15 protein-coding genes are annotated in these 17,883 nt (G+C 65.7%); 11 read left to right on the top strand and 4 right to left on the bottom strand.

Features of this window, described 5'->3' with window-relative positions; all coding sequences use genetic code 11:
* Positions 1 to 17: 17 nt before the first annotated feature.
* The 5 genes from K0B96_RS04970 (at position 18) to hemA (ending at position 4,936) form a co-directional block, all read left to right on the top strand.
* Positions 18 to 1,178, top strand: coding sequence for an RsmB/NOP family class I SAM-dependent RNA methyltransferase (locus K0B96_RS04970; RefSeq protein WP_255558851.1), 1,161 nt, complete (start codon positions 18 to 20; stop codon positions 1,176 to 1,178).
* Between the two features lie 35 nt (positions 1,179 to 1,213).
* On the top strand, positions 1,214 to 2,095 hold the full coding sequence (locus K0B96_RS04965) for a class I SAM-dependent methyltransferase (RefSeq protein WP_220164486.1): 882 nt from the start codon (positions 1,214 to 1,216) through the stop codon (positions 2,093 to 2,095).
* A 145-nt stretch (positions 2,096 to 2,240) separates the two neighbouring features.
* Positions 2,241 to 2,873, top strand: coding sequence for a PEP-CTERM sorting domain-containing protein (locus K0B96_RS04960; protein WP_255558850.1), 633 nt, complete (start codon positions 2,241 to 2,243; stop codon positions 2,871 to 2,873).
* Positions 2,874 to 3,021: 148 nt separating this feature from the next.
* A complete protein-coding gene (locus K0B96_RS04955) occupies positions 3,022 to 3,867 on the top strand; it encodes a cytochrome C assembly family protein (protein WP_220164482.1) in 846 nt (281 codons plus the stop codon).
* Positions 3,860 to 4,936: a glutamyl-tRNA reductase gene (hemA, locus tag K0B96_RS04950; RefSeq protein ID WP_220164480.1), complete on the top strand. Its 1,077-nt coding sequence runs from the start codon at positions 3,860 to 3,862 to the stop codon at positions 4,934 to 4,936. Before K0B96_RS04955 ends, hemA begins: the two co-directional genes overlap by 8 nt.
* A gap of 19 nt (positions 4,937 to 4,955) precedes the next feature.
* Here hemA and K0B96_RS04945 read toward each other — a convergent pair whose 3' ends face one another.
* A complete protein-coding gene (locus tag K0B96_RS04945; protein WP_220164477.1) occupies positions 4,956 to 6,245 on the bottom strand; it encodes a 3-deoxy-D-manno-octulosonic acid transferase in 1,290 nt (429 codons plus the stop codon).
* Between the two features lie 96 nt (positions 6,246 to 6,341).
* On the opposite strand from K0B96_RS04945, the gene K0B96_RS04940 reads away from it, so the two are divergent.
* Positions 6,342 to 9,203 carry a M16 family metallopeptidase gene (locus K0B96_RS04940; protein ID WP_220164475.1) on the top strand — a complete coding sequence of 954 codons (2,862 nt, stop codon included), beginning with the start codon at positions 6,342 to 6,344 and terminating at the stop codon, positions 9,201 to 9,203.
* 168 nt (positions 9,204 to 9,371) lie between these two features.
* On the opposite strand, the gene K0B96_RS04935 is transcribed toward K0B96_RS04940, so the two are convergent.
* The gene (locus K0B96_RS04935) at positions 9,372 to 9,632 is read right to left on the bottom strand and encodes a hypothetical protein (RefSeq protein ID WP_220164466.1); all 261 of its coding nucleotides are present in this window, start codon (positions 9,630 to 9,632) and stop codon (positions 9,372 to 9,374) included.
* On the opposite strand from K0B96_RS04935, the gene K0B96_RS04930 reads away from it, so the two are divergent.
* The 3 genes from K0B96_RS04930 to K0B96_RS04920 all read left to right on the top strand — a co-directional run bounded on the left by K0B96_RS04930 (position 9,631) and on the right by K0B96_RS04920 (position 14,913).
* Positions 9,631 to 10,566 carry a transposase gene (locus K0B96_RS04930; protein WP_220164464.1) on the top strand — a complete coding sequence of 312 codons (936 nt, stop codon included), beginning with the start codon at positions 9,631 to 9,633 and terminating at the stop codon, positions 10,564 to 10,566. The two genes, K0B96_RS04935 and K0B96_RS04930, sit on opposite strands and share 2 nt — an antisense overlap.
* A 605-nt stretch (positions 10,567 to 11,171) precedes the next feature.
* Positions 11,172 to 13,991, top strand: coding sequence for a M16 family metallopeptidase (locus K0B96_RS04925; RefSeq protein ID WP_220164462.1), 2,820 nt, complete (start codon positions 11,172 to 11,174; stop codon positions 13,989 to 13,991).
* A gap of 115 nt (positions 13,992 to 14,106) precedes the next feature.
* Positions 14,107 to 14,913, top strand: a complete 807-nt coding sequence (locus tag K0B96_RS04920) for an SDR family NAD(P)-dependent oxidoreductase (protein WP_220164460.1) — start codon at positions 14,107 to 14,109, stop codon at positions 14,911 to 14,913.
* 52 nt (positions 14,914 to 14,965) lie between these two features.
* Here the strand turns inward: K0B96_RS04920 and K0B96_RS04915 are convergent, their stop codons facing one another.
* Both K0B96_RS04915 and K0B96_RS04910 read right to left on the bottom strand, forming a co-directional pair.
* Positions 14,966 to 15,505, bottom strand: a complete 540-nt coding sequence (locus K0B96_RS04915; RefSeq protein ID WP_220164458.1) for an NUDIX hydrolase — start codon at positions 15,503 to 15,505, stop codon at positions 14,966 to 14,968.
* A gap of 4 nt (positions 15,506 to 15,509) precedes the next feature.
* On the bottom strand, positions 15,510 to 16,082 hold the full coding sequence (locus K0B96_RS04910) for an LOG family protein (RefSeq protein WP_220164456.1): 573 nt from the start codon (positions 16,080 to 16,082) through the stop codon (positions 15,510 to 15,512).
* 86 nt (positions 16,083 to 16,168) lie between these two features.
* Between K0B96_RS04910 and gluQRS the strand changes: the two genes are divergently transcribed.
* Both gluQRS and mog read left to right on the top strand, forming a co-directional pair.
* The gene (gene gluQRS, locus K0B96_RS04905; protein WP_220164454.1) at positions 16,169 to 17,056 is read left to right on the top strand and encodes a tRNA glutamyl-Q(34) synthetase GluQRS; all 888 of its coding nucleotides are present in this window, start codon (positions 16,169 to 16,171) and stop codon (positions 17,054 to 17,056) included.
* Between the two features lie 79 nt (positions 17,057 to 17,135).
* Positions 17,136 to 17,660 (top strand): molybdopterin adenylyltransferase, encoded by a 525-nt coding sequence (gene mog / locus K0B96_RS04900; RefSeq protein ID WP_220164452.1) that lies wholly within the window; start codon positions 17,136 to 17,138, stop codon positions 17,658 to 17,660.
* Positions 17,661 to 17,883 lie beyond the last annotated feature (223 nt).

Below are 17,883 nucleotides of genomic sequence, written 5' to 3'. Positions count from 1 at the left end.
CGCGCAATTTTCGGGGTTTGTCCTTTGCGCTCTTCGTCTCCTTCGTGGTTAAACATCCGATGCTCGAACAAGCCACGCTCAATCACGCCGCGCGCGTCCTCGCCGCCACCGCCGAACCGCTCCCGGCCGATATCGCCCTGCGCCAGTATTTCGTCGCGCATCCCTACCTCGGCGGCCGCGAACGCCGCGCCATCAGCCGCGCGCTCTTCACCTATTTCCGCTGGTTCCAATGGCTCGATCAACGCGCTTCCCCGCAGAAACGCGTCGAGCAGGCCGTCGCCTTGCACGAGAAATTCACCGCCGATCCGAAGTCCGTGAAACCCGAGGCCCTCGCCGCCCGCGCCGTGCCCGCGTGGCTCAGCGAAGAAATGGATCTGCCGCCCGACTTCTTCCTCGAATTGCAACGCGAGCCCGCGCTCTGGCTGCGCGCCCGTCCCGGCACCGCCGGCCATCTCGCCGCCCAACTCCGCGACTGCGTGCCCACGCCCCGCGCGCCCGACGCCCTCCATTACTGCGGCCAGCAGGATCTGTTTCGCACCGCGCAATTCCATGAAGGCGCTTTCGAAATCCAGGATCTCGCCTCCCAACTCGTCGGCCTCGCCGCCGCCCCGAATCCCGGCGAAACCTGGTGGGACGCCTGCGCCGGCGAAGGCGGCAAGATGCTCCACCTCGCCGACCTCATGGCCAATAAAGGCCTGATCTGGGCGACCGACCGCTCCGTCCGCCGACTCGAAAATCTCAAACGTCGCGCCGCCCGCGCCAAAATTTTCAACTTCCGCACCGCCCCGTGGGATGGCTCCGCGAAGCTCCCCACCAAAACTAAATTCAACGGCATTCTGATCGATGCCCCATGCAGCGGCGTCGGCACCTGGCAGCGCAACCCTCATGCCCGCTGGACGACGTCCCTTCACGACGTGCGCGAACTCGCCGTCACGCAGCGCGCCCTCCTCGAACACGTCGCCGGCTCCCTTAAAGCCCGCGGTCGCCTGATCTATTCCGTCTGCACGCTCACGCGCACCGAAACCACCGCCGTCGCCGACGCCTTCACTGCGGCGCATCCCGAATTCGAGCCCGCACCGCTCTCCTCCCTCGGCACCGATCGCTCGTCACTTTTTCTTTGGCCGCACGAACTTCACGCCAACGGCATGTTTGTCGCCGCGTGGCAGAAAAAATCCTGAGCTGACCGGGCCGCGCTCTTCCGCCTGCTCTCGAGGTGAAAAAGATTTCCACGGCCACCGTTCGCGCCGATTTCAACGATCTTCCGGCTGTCCTGCATTACACGCGCGCCGCTCACGAACTCGGCCTCTGGGCGTCCGAACGGCTCCTCATCGAGCGCTTTTTCCCCGACCGCGCCGCGCCACTCCTCGAAGCCGGCTGCGGCGCCGGCCGGGTGACGCTCGGGCTCTGGCAACTCGGCTACCACCACCTCACCGCGTTCGATTTCGCCGCCGAACTTCTCGATCAAGCGCGCGCCCTCGCCGCCGAGCGCCATGCCGAAACGATCCACTTCCTCCACGCCGACGCCACGCGTCTCCCGTTCGCTCCGCCCGCCGATTCTTCCACCGCCGCCGATGTCTTTGCCGGCGACGACGCGCTTCTTTCCCCGCCCACCACCTCCGGCGTGCGCGGGCCCGTTTGTCACTTAATGGGTGACAAATCCCGTTTGCACTCCGGCGCTTTCGCCGGCGCGCTTTTCATGTTCAACGGCCTGATGCAGATCCCCGGTCGCCGCCGCCGCCGCGCAGCGCTGCGTCAACTCCATCGCGCCTGCGGCCCCGGCGCGCCGTTGCTCTTCACCACGCACGATCGCGACAGTTCGCCCACGGAGCGCGTCCTCTGGCGTCTCGAAGCCACGCGCTGGGCCGCCGGCACGCAAGACCCGCGCCTCGTTGAATTCGGCGACCGCTATTTCGAAGACGAAACGGGCCGCACGTTCATGCACCTCCCCAACCGCGCCGAAATTCTCGCCGATCTCGCCGCGACCGGTTGGACGCATCACTTCGACTCTCTTCGCCGCGACCTCGCCAAGGAATCCCGCGCCGTCCTCGATTTTTCCGACGAATGCCGCTTCTGGTGCGCGCACCGAAACGCCTGACGCTCTGGCGGCCTCCCTGCGTTACGTTGGATCGCCGACATTTGCCGCTGCGCCGCGACCGTGTTGCGAATTAGATGTAAATAAACCGGCGGGACCGCGAATGCCTTCGTGAAAGAGTGAAACACTGATGCCTTCACCCCCTTTCATGCTTCCAACTTCATTTTCCTTTCGCGCCTCGCTCCTGCTCTGCCTGCTCGCCGTTTCTGCGTCCGCGCAAACTGTGCTCAACTACACCGCCACCGGTGGCCTGATCTCTGGCTCACTGAATGGCACTGCCTTCACCGATGCGACTTGGACCGCAACCGCGACCGCCGATCCGGCCACGCGCGTTTACACTGGAGGCGAGGTCCCGGAATGGGATATCGACGCACTCGTTTCCCTGACGATCGCCGACGCCTCCAATACGTTCACGGTCTCCCTCACGGGTTGGACAATTTTCTCCATCGACTACACCGCCTACTTCGGAGAAGCCCACGGCGCTTCAGGATTTTATTCAGATGCCGGAGCAATCTACATCGATAGCGCAAACGGCTTCCTGAGCCTCGACGGGCCAAACGGGTTCACGGGCACAAGCGGATTTGATGACCAAGGGCACAGTCCCTACGCCACGAGCGGAGGCGATCTGATCATCGCCAACAGCAGCAACACGCAGGGCGGCGCCTTCTCGGTCAGCGCAGCCTCTCCAATCCCCGAACCGGCGACATGGTCCGCTCTCGTGGGCGCCAGCGTGCTCGGTTTGGCGTTTCATCTGCGGCGCCGGCGTCTCCGCCGCGCCTGACGACGCCACGGGCCGCTCGCTCCGCCGCCAGCCGCTGGCCCGCCGCGCAGGCCCTCTGCGCTGTTCTCCCCGTTGACGCCGACGCACACGTCCGGGCGCGCGCCGCACACTTGCGCCGCGCCGCCCGGTTGTTAACGTCGGCCCTTTCATGTTCGCCTCTTCCGCCGATCGCACCTGGTTGTGGCTCGCCGCAGGTTTTTACCTGATCGGCCTCCTGCTCGGCACGCTCTCCGTTTTCAGTCGCGGACGCCGTTCCACCGCACTCGTTTACGGCGTGGTGCTCACCGGATATGTGTTCCAGACGATTGGCTTGTATCTCCGCGGGCGCACCGTCGGCGGCTGTCCGCTCGGCAACCATTTCGAAATCATTCAATTCACCGCGTGGTCGGCCACCAGCGTGTTTCTCCTCATCGGCGCCACATTTCGCCTCAGCCTCCTCGGCCACTTCACGGCATCGCTCTCCGCGGTCCTCTCCTTCATCTCGCTCATCATCCCATCGTGGGATGCCACGCGGCGCGCCCACATCTTTGGCGGCAACGCCTGGATCGAATTTCACGCCGCCCTCGCGCTTTTCAGCTACGGCGTGTTCGGCCTGCTCGCGTTGACCTCGGTGATGTTTCTTCTCCGCAATCACTCGCTCAAATCCAAACGCGTCGGCGGCGGCTTTTCGTTTCTCCCCTCGATCCTCGATCTCGATCACATCGGCTACCGGCTCCTGGGCTTGGGCGTCGCGTTGATGACCGCGGCCGTTCTCGTCGGCGCGCGCTGGTGGCTTCACGACCTCTCCACGGTCAACTACGTCAAGATCAGCTTCACCGTCGCCGTCTGGTTCGCCTATGCCCTCACCCTCTTTCTGCGCGCGAAACGCACGCTCATTGCGCAACGTTTCGCGTGGACCTGTGCGCTCCTTTTTATCGCCGCGCTGATTTCACTCGGGCCGGTCAGCACTGACCTGCGCGATCATCCCACCGGCTACGTCACCGGCCATGAGTAAGGGCTTGTTCGTTCTCGGCGCCACGCACCACACCACACCGATCGCGGTGCGCGAGCGCCTGTCGCTGCCCCCCGAGGCCGCCGCCGAGTTGCAGGCCGAGCTCGCCGCCAGCGGTGCGCTCCGCGAACTGACCGTGCTCAACACGTGCAACCGCGTGGAGTTTTACGGCGTCGCCACGTCCGCCGACGCCGTGGCGCGCGTCGAAGCCGCCTTTTGCTCGCGCCAGCATTTCGCCCCCGCGGAGTTTCAGCAGTTCCGGCTGCACCTCGCCGGACCCGACGCCGTGCGGCACCTCTTCGAAGTCGCCGCCGGTCTCGATTCCCAGATGCTCGGTGAAGCGGAAATTCTCGGTCAGGTGAAACAAGCCTACGCCGCCGCCCAAGCCGCCGGCCACACGGGCGCCGTGTTGAACCGCCTGTTTCAAAAAGCGTTTCAAGCGGCGAAACACATTCGCGCCACCACCGCGATCGGCGAAGGCCACGTGAGCGTCGCCAACGTCGCCGTCGACCTCGCGCTCACCATCTACGGCGATCTCGCCAGCACCCGCATCCTCCTCCTCGGCGCCGGTGAGATCGGCGAGAAAACCGCCCGCGCCTTTCAAAGCCGCGGCTCAACCTCGCTCACCGTCTCCAGCCGCCGCCTCGAACGCGCGATGGAGCTCGCCACCGCGCTCGGCGCCAGCGCGCTGCCCTTCGAACAACACGAATCGCGCCTCGCGGAATTCGACATCGTCGTCTGCTGCACCTCGGCGCCCGCCGCCGTGATCCCCGTCCCGCTCGCCGCCGCCGCGATCAAAAAACGCTCCGCCCGCCCCCTTTTCTTCATCGATCTGGCCTTGCCCCGCGATGTCGACGCCGACGTCGCGCGCCTCGACAACGTCTTCGTTTACAACCTCGACGATCTCGCGCAAATCGCCGCGCAAAACCGTGCCGCCCGCGAAGCGGAGCTGGCCAAATGCCGCTTGCTCGTGGGCGAAAAAGCGACCGCGGTGTGGAATCACATCAGCCCCGCGCTCGGCGGCCTCGCCGGCAGTCCCGCGCGTCTCGCCGAGCAAAGTCAGAGCGCGTAATCCGCGCGCCGTCTCCGCCTCAATTTCGCCGCCCGCGCGCCAGTTCGTCGCGGATCACCGCCAGGGTGCGCCCCATCGCTCCGACGTTGGCTCGATGCCACTCGATCGCCGCCCGCGCCATCGTCGCGCGTTGCGCCTCATCCTGCAGCAACGTCACCAATTTCCCCGCCACCGCTGCGCGATCGTTTCCCTGCCACGCCGCACCCGCCGCGACCAACTCCGCTGAGATCACGCGAAAATTGCTCATCGCCGGCCCGAACACGATGGGCTTGCCCAGTGCCGCCGACTCGACCGGCGTCTGTCCGCCTTCGTTCGGCGGCAGACTTTTGCCGATGAAAACTAAATCCGCGAGCTGCACCAACCGGCTCAACTCTCCCGTCGTGTCGCCCACCGCCACGTCCACCTCCGCCGGCGCCGCGCCGCGCGACCGCAGATGAAAACTCACGCGCGCCGCCTCCAGTTGCGCCACCAGCGCGGCGCGCCGCTCGGCATGACGCGGCACGATTAACAGCGAGCAATCCACGCCTTCCGCGCGCGCCGCGCGCCACGCCTGCAACAACATTTCCTCCTCTCCCTGCCACGTCGAAGAGCCCACCAGCACGAGTCCGCCGCGCAGCCCGAGTTCTCGTCGCAGTTTCGCCTTCGCGACCGCGTCGAGGGTTTCGATCGTCACGTCCAATTTCAAATTTCCCGTCGTCATCAGCCGCTCCGGCGGCACGCCGAGTTCCCGAAAGCGCTCCGCATCGTGCGCTGAACTCGCCAGCACGCGCGTCAACGCCCCCATCATCGGCTGCACCGCCCAGCGCCAACGCCGCATCCGCCGCAGACTCCGGTCCGACATGCGCGCATTGATCGCGATCACCGGCACGCCGCGCCGCTGCGCCTGCGCCATGTGCTCCGGCCAGCGCTCGCCTTCTGTCAATACCGCCAGATCAGGCTGCACCTGCCGCCACGCCCGCGCGGAAAACAGCCAGCCATCGAGCGGGAAATAACCCACCGCCAGCACCTGCCCGCGATACCGTTCCACCGCCACGCGGTAGCCGGTGCTCGTCGTCGTGGTCAGATAGACCTCCACGCCATCCGCCCGCCACGCCGCCACCAGCGGAGCGATCGCGAGCACTTCGCCGACGCTCACCGCCTGCAGCCAGATGCGCGGCACGCCCGGCCGCCGCGGCGGCAGCGTCGGCACCCGCCCGAAACGTTGCCCGAAATGCTCGCCGTAACCGCCGCGCTTCTGCATCCGCCGCAGGTAAAACGGCGCCGACACGAGCAAAACCGGCAGAAAAAGAAGTCGATAAAGCCAGAGCATGAAAAAAAGGGAGCGGAGCCATCGCGCCCCGGTCGAACCGGTTGCGCCCGCCGTTGCGTCTTTGACGACCCAAGCGACCGGCCCCACTTTTCCACCATGCAGAAATCGCCGCGCTTGTCCCACTTGTTTCTGGCCGTCGCGCTCTTCCTCGGCGCCGCCCTCACGCCCTTCGCTGCGCCGCCCACCACTAAGGCATTGCCCGCCCCAGCCGTCGCGCAGAGCGATTTGCCGCCCGATCCCGCCGTCCACTACGGCCAGCTCGACAACGGCTTTCGCTACGCCATCCGCGCCAACGCCGAGCCGAAAGGCCGCGTATCGCTCCGCCTCTTCGTCCACGCCGGCTCCTTCGAAGAACACGACAACCAGCGCGGCCTCGCCCACTTCCTCGAGCACATGGCGTTCAACGGCAGCACCCATTATCCGCCCGGCACCCTCGTCGAATTCTTTCAACGCCTCGGCATGAGCTTCGGCGGCGACACCAACGCCAGCACCTCTTTCGACCGCACGATCTATCAAATCGAACTGCCCAACACTCACGCGGCGACGATCACCGAGGGCCTCCGCGTCTTCTCTGATTTTGCCGGCGGTCTTCTCCTGCGTCCCGATCAAATCGAAAAAGAGCGCGGCATCATTCTCGCCGAAAAACGCGCCCGCGACGACGTCGGTTACCGTGAATTCACCGCCGAACTCGATTTTCTCCTCGGCGGCACGCGCATTCCCGCGCGTCTCCCCATCGGCCTGCCCAACGTCATCGAACACGCCGACCGCCCGCTCTTCGAAGCCTTTTACAACACGTGGTATCGCCCCGAATTGATGGCGCTCGTCGTGGTCGGCGACATCGACCCCGCCGCCGTCGAGACCGCCGTGCGCGCCGCGTTCGGTTCCTTGACCGCCCGCGCCCCCGCCGAACCCAAGCCCTCGCTCGGCACCGTGCCCGCGCCGCAAAAGGTCAACGCGTTTTACCACGCCGACGCCGAAGCGCCCGCCACCACCGTCTCCATCAACACCGTTTCGTCCTACGCCTACGAAGCCGACACCGCCGCCAACCGCCTCAAATATCTCCCGCGCCAGCTCGCCGTCGCGATGCTCAACCGCCGCCTCGCCATCCTCGCCAAACAGGAGCACGCGCCCTTCTCCTCCGCCAGCATCGGCATCGACGAGAGCTTCGACTTCGTGCGCGAAGCGAGCCTCTCGCTCATCTGTCGCCCTGACCAATGGAGTCCCGCGCTCGCCGCTGGCGAACAAGCCTTGCGCGGCGCGCTCGAGCACGGCTTCACCGCCGCCGAACTCGCCGAGGCCACCGCCAACTATCGCACCGCCCTCGAGCAGGCCGCCGACGCCGCGCCCACGCGCCATTCCGACGCCCTCGCCGAGGAAATCGGCGCCGCCATTCTCGATCGCAACGTCTTCACCACGCCCGCGACCGAGCGCGATCTCTTCGTCCCCACCCTCGCGCGCGTCACGCCCGCCGACTGTCTCGCCGCGCTCCGCCAGGCATGGGCCGCGCCTGGCCGCTCCCTCATCGTCGGCGGTAACGCGAAAATCCCCGGCGACGCCGCCGCCGCGATCGCGACCGCGTATCGACACGCCCAGTCCGTCGCCGTCGCCGCACCCGCCGAGGAATCCGTCGGCCAGTTTGCCTACACCGATTTTGGTCCCGCCGGCGCGGTGGCGAGCCGCCGCGAAGTCGCCGATCTCGGGATCACGCTCGTGCAGTTCAAAAACGGCGTCCGTCTCAATCTGAAACGCACGCCCTTCGAAGCGCACGTGATCCGGCTCAACGCCCGCGTCGGCGTCGGCCAGTTGACCGAGCCCCGCGACCAACGCGGCCTCGCCGCGCTCGCCGGCGGCACGTTCATCGCCGGTGGCCTCGGCCGCCACAGCGTCGACGATCTGCATCGCTTGCTCGCCGGCAAAAACGTCGGCGTCTCCTTCGCCGCCGCGCCCGATCATCTGAATTTCGGCGGCGCCACAACGCCCGAAGATCTCCTGCTCGAACTGCAATTGCTCACTGCCCACCTCGTCGATCCCGGCTACCGGCCCGAAGCGCTGCGCCAGGCGCGCGAAGGCATCACGCAACTCTACGCCAGCATCGCGCACACGCCCGAAGGCCCGCTCGCGACCGACGTCCCGCACTGGCTCGCCAACGACGACCCGCGCTTCGGCCTGCCGCCGCAGGACCAGATGATGCAACGCAACCTCGCCGAGGTGAAAGCGTGGCTCGCCCCGCAGCTTCAGCACGGCGCGATCGAACTCGCGATCGTTGGCGACCTCGATGTCGACGCCTCCATCGCCGACGTCGCCCGCACGCTCGGCGCCCTGCCACCGCGCGAACCGAAACCCGCCCTGCCCGCTGCGCACGAGGTGCATTTTCCCACCGGCTCGCACGAACGCGATTACACCATCAGCTCCGAAATCCCCAAAGGCCTCGTCGCGCTCTTCTGGCCGACGACCGATGCCAACGACGTCAGCCGCACCCGTCGCCTGAACGTTCTCGCCGACATCCTGGGCGACCGCCTGCGTGTGACCGTGCGCGAAAAACTCGGCGGCACCTACAGCCCCGACGTCGGCAGCATGGCGAGCGATGCGTTTCCCGGCTACGGCATGATCAACGCCAGCTCCGTCGTCGACCCCGCCCAAGCCTCCGAACTGCGCGCTGCGATGATCGCGCAAGCCGCCGATTTGCAGGCGCACGGTGCGACCGACGACGAATTGAAACGCGCCAAACTCCCCCTGCTGACGAGCCTGCGCGAAAGCGTGCGCAGCAACCGCTACTGGCTCGCCGCCGTGCTCAGCCGCGCGCAAGAGAAACCGGAAGTCCTCGACTGGGCCCGCTCGCGTCAGACGGATGTCGAGTCGATCAGCAAAACCGACATCGACGCCCTCGCCCGCCAATACCTCGCGCCGGAGAACGTTTATCGCGTGACAGTGATTCCAGCCCAGAAACCGCAGCCCTGACCGGCCGGCCTCTTCTGCGCACAGCGCCGGGGAGCGATGCCAGCGGCATCCGTGGAGACGTCCGAGCGCAGCGAAAGGACGAAGGTGAGGAGCGCAGCGCTCCGTTCTGACTGCGGACGACGCCCAACGCCCCCGCTCCTTGAGCACAACACCGCCAAAGGACCGCGCTTATAGTCCGAGTTTCCGGACCAACTCTTCCACGCTCAACGTGTGATGCGCAGGGATGCTTTTTAGGATCGAGGAGCGCGTGCCGATCTTGATCGGCTGATGGTTCGGGACCGCCTCATAATGCTCGCCGTCAAGCTGCGTCGTGAAGGCGATAGCGACGGGGATAGCGACGGGGTCAGGCGGGGATAGCGACGGGGTCAGGCCGTTGTTCGCTGTTTTTAGGTCGCCTTGTTCATCCCCACCTGCACTGTTCTGCGTCATGGCGCGCAAGCTCCGGATTCAATTCCCCGGTGCGATTTACCATGTGATCAATCGCGGCAATTACCGCCGCGATCTGTTCCTCTCACCCAGCGAGGCTCGCGCCTTTCTCGACACCGTGCAGGAGGTACGCGGTTTGATGGGCTGGCGCATCCACGCCTATGCGCTCATGCGCAATCACTATCATCTCGCGATTGAGACCCCCGAGCCGAACTTGGTCGAAGGCATGCATTGGCTCCAGACGACCTGGGCGACTCGGTTCAACCGTTTTCGGCAGGAGCGCGGCCATCTGTTTCAGGGGCGTTATCAATCATTGCTGATCGAAGATGCCGCCGCGCTCGCACGAGTGGTCGATTACATTCACCTGAATCCCGTGCGCGCGAAAATCGTGCCGCCCGAACAGATCCGTCATTATCGGTGGACCAGTCTGGCCGGCATTCTGCGAGGCGACGGCTGGACGGACGATCACGGCTGGCAGGCCGGGGGACGGTTCGCAGACGACGAACGCGGACGCCAAGCTTACGAGCGCTACCTCGTCGAAATCGGGAGCGACGAGGCGAGCTGGGAGGCACGCGGTCTGAAAGGCTTGTCGCGCGGGTGGGCCATCGGCACCCTTGGTTGGAAACAGGCCTTGGCCAAAGAGCAGAGCCAGCTCGATCTGATGGCCGGCTTTGAAGCAAGTGAGGTGCGCGATTTCCGGCAAAGCCGCTGGGAGCACGCGCTCGCCGGGACTCTGCGCTCTTTGAATCGCACCGAAACCGACCTCGACACGGCCCCGATGAAGCAGCCTTGGAAACTTGAGCTCGCGGCTGACGTGCGGCGCCGTAGTGGCGCCTCATTTCCCTGGCTCGCCAACCGGCTGAAACTGGGCGCGGCCGCGAGTCTCCGCAGCTACCTTTGTCGGCAAAACCTCGGCCAGCAGCGAACAACGGCCTGACCCTATGTCTTCCCCCACTTGTCAAACGCAACACGCGCGGTTTTGAAATCCGACCAAAGACCGCAGGTCTTGAATCTTGACTCCGCGGATTGAACAAGAGTGCCGGTACAGGTTCAACGGGAGCCGGACTCGTTTTGTAAGCCCCCAGGAACACCTGAGAAAGAGGCGGCGATCCCCGTGGGATGACTTTGCCAACCGGCTTCTCCGCACTTTCAAACCACCTCCGAACAACGACGACCCGCGCTTCCTCGCTGCCAAACAAATCGCCACGGAGTTCCCGCGCGTGATGCCATGCGTCAGCGTTTTCGAATCGCATCGTTCGGACCATGCCTGACTCCACCCGCAAGTCCATCGGCCTTCAAACATGAAACTAGCCAAAGCACGGCCAGTCCTTCGTTTGGCCACATCGCCAGCGTAAACCCGCGGCAATCCTACCAAACATTGCGATTCGAATCGCAGGTACCCACACGGAATCGGGCCATTACTTGTAAATCCACCTACCTCCTTCCACTGGTCTCGTCCTGCACGACTTCAGCCTCTCCCGATCGAATTCTCCCTCGATGTTTTCCGCGTGACAGTCACGCCCGCGCCCAAATCGTAGACGCGTGCGGTTCCGGTTTCTTCTCGCCCCTGTTTTCACTCTCCTCGTTTGCGCTTACACCGCCGCCGCGCCGGCGTGGCCGCAGGCGGAGAGCGATCTGGCGCCCGACCCGGCCACCCGTTTCGGCGCGCTCGCCAACGGCGTGCGCTTCGCGGTGCGGTCCAACGCCGAGCCCCGCGGCCGCGTCGCCCTGCGGCTCCTCGTCCTCGCCGGTTCGATGCATGAGCGCGACGACCAACGCGGCCTCGCCCATTTCGTCGAACACATGGCATTTGCCGGCAGCCGCCACTTTCCGCCGGGCACGCTCGTCGATCTGCTCCAGCGGCACGGCTTCGCCTTCGGCGCCGACCTCAGCGCCTTCACGTTTCAAGCGCACACCGTTTACATGCTCGACGCGCCGTCCAAAGAACCCGGCCGGCTGACGGAAGCGATGTCGGTGCTGCGCGATTTCGCCGACGGCGTGACGTTCGCTCCCAGCGAAGTCGATCGTGAGCGCGGCGTCGTGCAAAGCGAGCGCCGCGCGCGGGATGTCTGGCAAAGCCGCGCTTACGATGCGCGCACCGAGTTTTTGCATCCCGACACGCTCATCCCCCGCCGCAATCCGATCGGCGATGAAGGCGTCGTCCAGCAGGCCACCGCCGAACAACTGCGTGAATTCTACCAAACGTGGTATCGCGCCGATAACATCGTGGTCGTCCTCGTGGGCGACGCCCCGGCCGATGACCTTGAACATCTCGTCCACAAACACTTCGACGACCTCGCTGCGCCCACCGCGCCCTTGCCGCCCGGTCCCGATTTCGGCCGCGCCGCAAATCCCGAAAAACTCGCGACGAAACTTTATGTCGCGACGGAATCGGGCGCGGCGAGCGTCGAGCTCTCGTCGGTCACGCCCGGCCGGCAATTGCCGGAAACGCGCGCTGAACGCGACGAGCAGTTTCGCCGTGAACTCGTGATGACCATGCTCAATGAGCGGATGAACCAATTGCGCCGCGACCACTCGCAGGACTTCGGCTCCGCCAGCGCGGTCTCTTCGCACAACGATCCGCTCTACACTGAAACGGCCTTGCGCATCGATTCCTCGCTCGGCGCCGCGCGCGCTGCCATCGGCGCTCTCGGCCACCAATGGCGGCAGGCTTACGATCGCGGTTTCACCACCGACGAAATCGACGACACCGTCGCCTACGTCCGGCGGCATTTTCAATACGCCATCACCGCGACGCCCGTCTCGCGCGAGATCGCCGATGAAATCGCCCTCAGCGTCGTCCAGCACCGCGTGTATTCCTCGTGGGCGCAGCGCTGGGAGCAAGCGCAACCCCTCCTCTCCTCGTTCGATCCCCCGGCCGCGCACGCCGCGTTTCTCGCGCTCTGGCCTCGCGCCCCGCGGCTGTTCGTCGTGGGCTCGTTCTCGCTGCCCGACGCCGACGCCGCGCTCTCCGATGCGTTTGCCGAGGGCGTGCACGAACCACTTGAGACACCGCGCTCCGGAGTCTTGCGCCATCTCCTCTACCGCCCCGCCGCACAGCCCGGCGCCATCACATCGCGGCGGCACAACGCCGACCTCAATCTCGAGCTCGTCGAGTTTGCGAACGGCGTCCGGTTAAACCTCAAACGCACGTCCTTCCGCGAAAATCTCGTCTATCTGCGCGCCCGCGTCGGCTGGGGCATGCTCTCCCAACCGAAGCACTATCCTGGACTCGGCCTCATCGCGGCCGCCTATGTCAATGAGGCGGGCGTGGGCCAGCACAACGGCGAGGAATTGCGCCGCTATCTCGCCGCCCACAATTCGAATCTCGTGTTCGCCGCCGAAGAAGACGCCTTCACGTTCACGGGCGGTTCCGATACCGTGGGCATCAACGACGAACTCACCCTGCTCGCCGCCTATCTGCGCGACGTCGCGTGGCGCCCGTCCGACTTCGTTTCAGCCCAACGCCAAGTCGCGTCCTACTATTCCAACAGTCTCCACGATCCCGCCCAATCCCTTTCCGCCTCCGCGCTGCGCGTCATCAGCGCCGATGACTCCCGCCTCGCCTTGCCGCCGTATTCGGATACCATGAACCGGACGTTTGAACAGTTGCTCGGCTGGCTCGAACCTGCGCTGAGCAACGGTCCGGTCGAAATCGGGTTGACGGGAGATTTCGATGTCGAGCAGACGATCAAGCAGGCCGCACGCACTCTTGGCACTTTGCCCGCCCGCCCCGTGCGAAATCCCCTCGCCCGCGGCACCTACCAACCCGTCACTTTCAGCACCAAGCCCGGACGCTGGCAGACTTATTCGGATACGGCGATCCCTCGCGCGATCGTGCGCGCGCAGTGGCCGGTCCGCGGGTGCAGCGATATTCACACGCGCCGCCAACTCGAAATCCTCGGCTCCGTCGTCGGTGATCTCGTGCGCCGCGAAATTCGCGAGAAACGCGGCGCCACCTACGATCCCTCCGCCGAAGTGTGGAACGGCAGCACCGACCGCGACGACGGCTACCTCATTCTCACGCTCTCCGCCGACCCGGCGCTGGCGTCCGCCATTTCCAAAGACATCGCACGTCTCGGCGGCGAACTCGCCGCCCGCGGGGCCACCGACGAGGAGTTTCAGGCCGCACTTCAACCCCGCATCGCCGAAAACGAGTCGCGCCTCCGCACGAACGACTACTGGCTCTACTACGTCGCCGCCGTCGCGCAGGAAATGCCCTCGCATCTCGATTGGCCGCTCACCCGCGAAGCCGATTATCGCGAAATGCCCCGCGCCGACGTCAACGCCCTCGCCCAACGTTTCCTTTCCGCCAAGGACGCTCAACTGTTCGTCGCGATTCCCGCGCCGCCGAAAAAATAAACCGTTTAGTCCGCCCTTCACCGACGGCTGGCCAGGCAGTCACGAATAACGTCCGCCGTCGGCCACTATTGTTCGCGCTGGAATCGCGCGGCGGTCTTCCCACACTCCCCGCCTCATGCGCTTGACCAACAAAGTCGCGATCGTCACCGGCAGCGGCGCCGGCATCGGCCGCGCGATCACCGAACTCTTCGCCCGCGAAGGCGCGACGGTCGTCGCGGCCAGCCGATTCGCCGACGAAGGCCAGCCCGTTGTCGATGCCGTCGTCGCACAAGGCGGCCGCGCCGTTTTTCGGCGTTGCGATATCTCGGTCGAAGCGGAGGTGCAGGCCCTCGTCGATTTCACCCTGCAGACCTACGGCCGCATCGATGTATTGGTGAACAACGCCGGCGTTAATTTCTCCAAGGCCTTCGAGCAAACCACCGCCGCAGACTGGGACCGGGTGATGAACGTCGATCTGCGCGGCACCTTTCTCTGCGCGCGCCTCGTGGTGCCGCCCATGCTCGCGCAAGGCGGCGGTTCGATCGTCAACATCGCCAGCGTCCACTCGATCGCCAGCGTCGCCACCGCCTCCGCCTACGACGCCGCCAAATGGGGCGTCGTTGGATTCACCAAGGCTCTCGCCGTCGAATTCGCCGCCCGCCACATCCGCGTCAACGCCGTCAGCCCCGGCCTCATCGCGACAAAGATCTGGGACGACGTTCTCGCCGCCGCCGAGAACGAGCAAGCCACCCTCGACTACTGGAAAAGCAACATCCCCATGGGCCGTGTGGGCACCGCCGCCGAGGTCGCCCAAGTCGCCGCATTTCTCGCGAGCGATGACGCCAGCTACGTCACCGGGTCGAACTACGTCGTCGACGGCGGCATGACGAGCCTGCTCATCAGCCTGCCTTCCTACTCGTCGCGTCCCCTGGAAGGGAAGTAGCGCCGGCTCCGGTGTCGGCGGGGTGCCTTCATTCCGCGCGCTCCGGTCGCGGTCACACCGTTTTCCGCACCATGCGCGCCATCGACTCTTCCGGGTTCAACGCCGTCACGCGCGCCACCTCGATCCACGCCAGATCCTTCGACTCCGAGCTGATCGCGATCGGCGCCGCAGGATCCGCTTCGAACATGAATCGCAAGTCGAAGTGATAATGCCCCGCCTCGTCCTTGCGCGGCGGGATCCAGTGCCGGTCCACGTCGAATAACTCCGCGCTCACCGGAACTACGCGCGTCAATCCGCTCTCTTCCCCGGCCTCGCGCTGCGCCACCGCCAGCAAGTCGCCCTCGCCATCCGCGTGCCCGCCGAGCTGGAGCCACTTGTCGAGTTTGCGGTGATGCGTCAGCAACGTCTGCCGACGATCCGGACTCACGATCCACGCCGACCCCGTCAGATGTCCCGGCGCGCACGTGCGCAGCAAGCAATCCTCGTGGGCCTCCACGAAGCGCATCGTCTCCGCCGTCATCGCGGCCTCGTGCGGATCGAGGTGGCATTGAGCGTGACGCCGCAGCAACGCGAGCACAGCGTTCCGATGCATCGTCTCAGCGCCAGAGTTCGTCCGCCGTGAACGGCCGCGCCGCTTCGAGCAACGGCCAGACCGCCTCGACCGTCGGCGCCACGTCGAACAGTTGCAGCAGCCCGGGCGATTTGAATTTCTCCGCCGTCATCCGTTCGAAAAACCGCAGCAGATCGTCGTAGTAACCATCCTGATTCACGAGAATCACCGGCTTCGCGAGCTGGTTGATGTAGCGCAGCGTGATGATCTCCATGAATTCCTCCACGGTGCCGATCCCGCCCGGCAACGTGATGAACGCCACCGCACGATCCTCCATGAGCTGCTTCCGTTCGCGCATCGTTTTCACCGTCACCAATTCATCGGCCTCCACAAACGCCAGCTCGCGCGTCTTCATGAACTCCGGGATCACACCCACCACCTGGCCGCCCGCCTCTTTCACCGCCCGCGCCACCGAGCCCATCAGCCCCGCATGGCCGCCACCGTAAACCAAACCGTAACCCCGCGACACCATCTCACGCCCGAGCGCCGCCGCCGCCGCGTGATATTTCGGATCCAGGCTGCGACTCGACGCACAGTAAACGCAGAGCAATTTCGGCATGGTCTCTGACAAACGACTAATCCGGAGTTATCCACACAAATTTCTCGCGCCTCTTTCCCCCGCCCGCTGCGCTTTCCGCTTCCGCCGTGCTCCCTCCGCCTCCCACCTACCGCGGCCGCCTCGCCCCCTCTCCCACCGGCCATCTGCACCTCGGGCACGCCCGCACGTTCCTCCTCGCCGCCGCGCGCGCCCAAGCTGCCGATGGCCGGCTCCTCCTGCGCAACGACGACCTCGACTCCACGCGTTACCACATGGATTTCGTCGCCGCCATGATCGAGGACCTGCGCTGGCTCGGCCTGGCGTGGAGCGAAGGGCCCGACGTCGGCGGACCCAGCGCACCTTACAACCAAAGCCAACGTCGCCCGCTCTATCGCGCGGCGCTCGCACAACTCCACGCCGCGCGCCTCATTTTCCCCTGCACCCATTCCCGCCGCGATGTGCTCGCCGCCGCCGCTGCCCCCCATGAAGGCGGCGCCGACGATGAGCCCGTTTATCCGGCCGCCTTCCGCCCGCCGCCCGATGCGCCCCTCCCGCCGCTCGGCGATCCTGTCACGGTCAACTGGCGACTCCGCGTCCCCGATGGCGAAACCATCACGTTCCAAGACGGCCACGCCGGCCCGCAATCCGCCGTCGCCGGCCGCGACTTCGGCGACTTTCTCGTGTGGCGAAAAGACGACGTGCCCAGCTACCAACTCGCTTGCGCCGTCGATGACGCCGCGATGGGCATCACCGAAGTCGTCCGCGGCGGCGACCTGATCAAATCCACTTTCCGCCAAATCCTCGTGTTGCGCGCGCTCGGCCACGCCGTGCCCGCTTACTTTCATTGCGATCTGATGCGCGACGAAAACGGCGTCCGCCTCGCCAAACGCCACGACGCGCTCAGCCTCCGCACCCTCCGCACCGCCGGCCGCACGCCCCGCGATATTCGCCGCCTCTGCGGCGTCGAACTCGAAACCCCGCAGCCGCTCCTATGAGCCGCCCGCGATTTCCCGCGTCCCCCGGCGGCGCGCGCTTGTCACGGCAGCGGTTTCCCTTCGTAGTCGGCGCTCCGGCATGACGAAGATTGGTGTGCTCAATGTTTCCGACCGCGCCAGTGCGGGAGTGTATGAAGATACGCCCGGCCAGGCCTGCGTCGCGCTCCTGCGCGAATGGCTCGTGAGCCCCTTCGAACTCGATTATAAAATTGTCCCCGATGACCGCGCCCTCATCGCCGCCCAACTGCGTCGCATGGCCGACGTCAGCGGCTGCTGCCTCGTTGTCACGACCGGCGGCACCGGACCCGCGCCGCGCGACGTCACGCCCGAGGCCACGACCGACGTATGCGAAAAGCTGCTGCCCGGTTTCGGCGAACTCATGCGCGCGACCTCGCTGCGCTACGTGGCGACCGCCATTCTCTCGCGCCAGACCGCCGGCCTTCGCGGCCGCACGCTGATCGTCAACCTCCCCGGCCGGCCGAAAGCGATTCGCGAAAATCTCGCCGCGGTTTTTCCCGCGATTCCCTACTGCATCGATCTCATCGGCGGCCCCCGCCTCGAAACGAATGAGACCGTCATGAAAGCCTTCCGCCCCGCCCCGTAAAGCCATGGAACCCGCGCCTTCGCCCCGCGGCAACATGCCGGAACGGCTTGAAAACGACCGACCGAAAAGCGGTGGCGATTTCAGCTCTTTGAGCACGCTCCCCTCGACCGCCGAACGCGTGAGAAACCTGCGGGCCGAGGCCATTGCGCCATAAACATCGGCCGGCACTTGCAGTCGGCAGCGTTCGAGGGCCATGTTCCGCGGCCTTCGCCGGTGTAACGAC

Origin of the sequence: Horticoccus luteus, assembly GCF_019464535.1 — a bacterium.
GTDB lineage: Bacteria > Verrucomicrobiota > Verrucomicrobiia > Opitutales > Opitutaceae > Horticoccus > Horticoccus luteus.
Note: the sequence above shows the minus strand (reverse complement) of the source record. Positions and strands in the feature narration are given on the sequence as shown.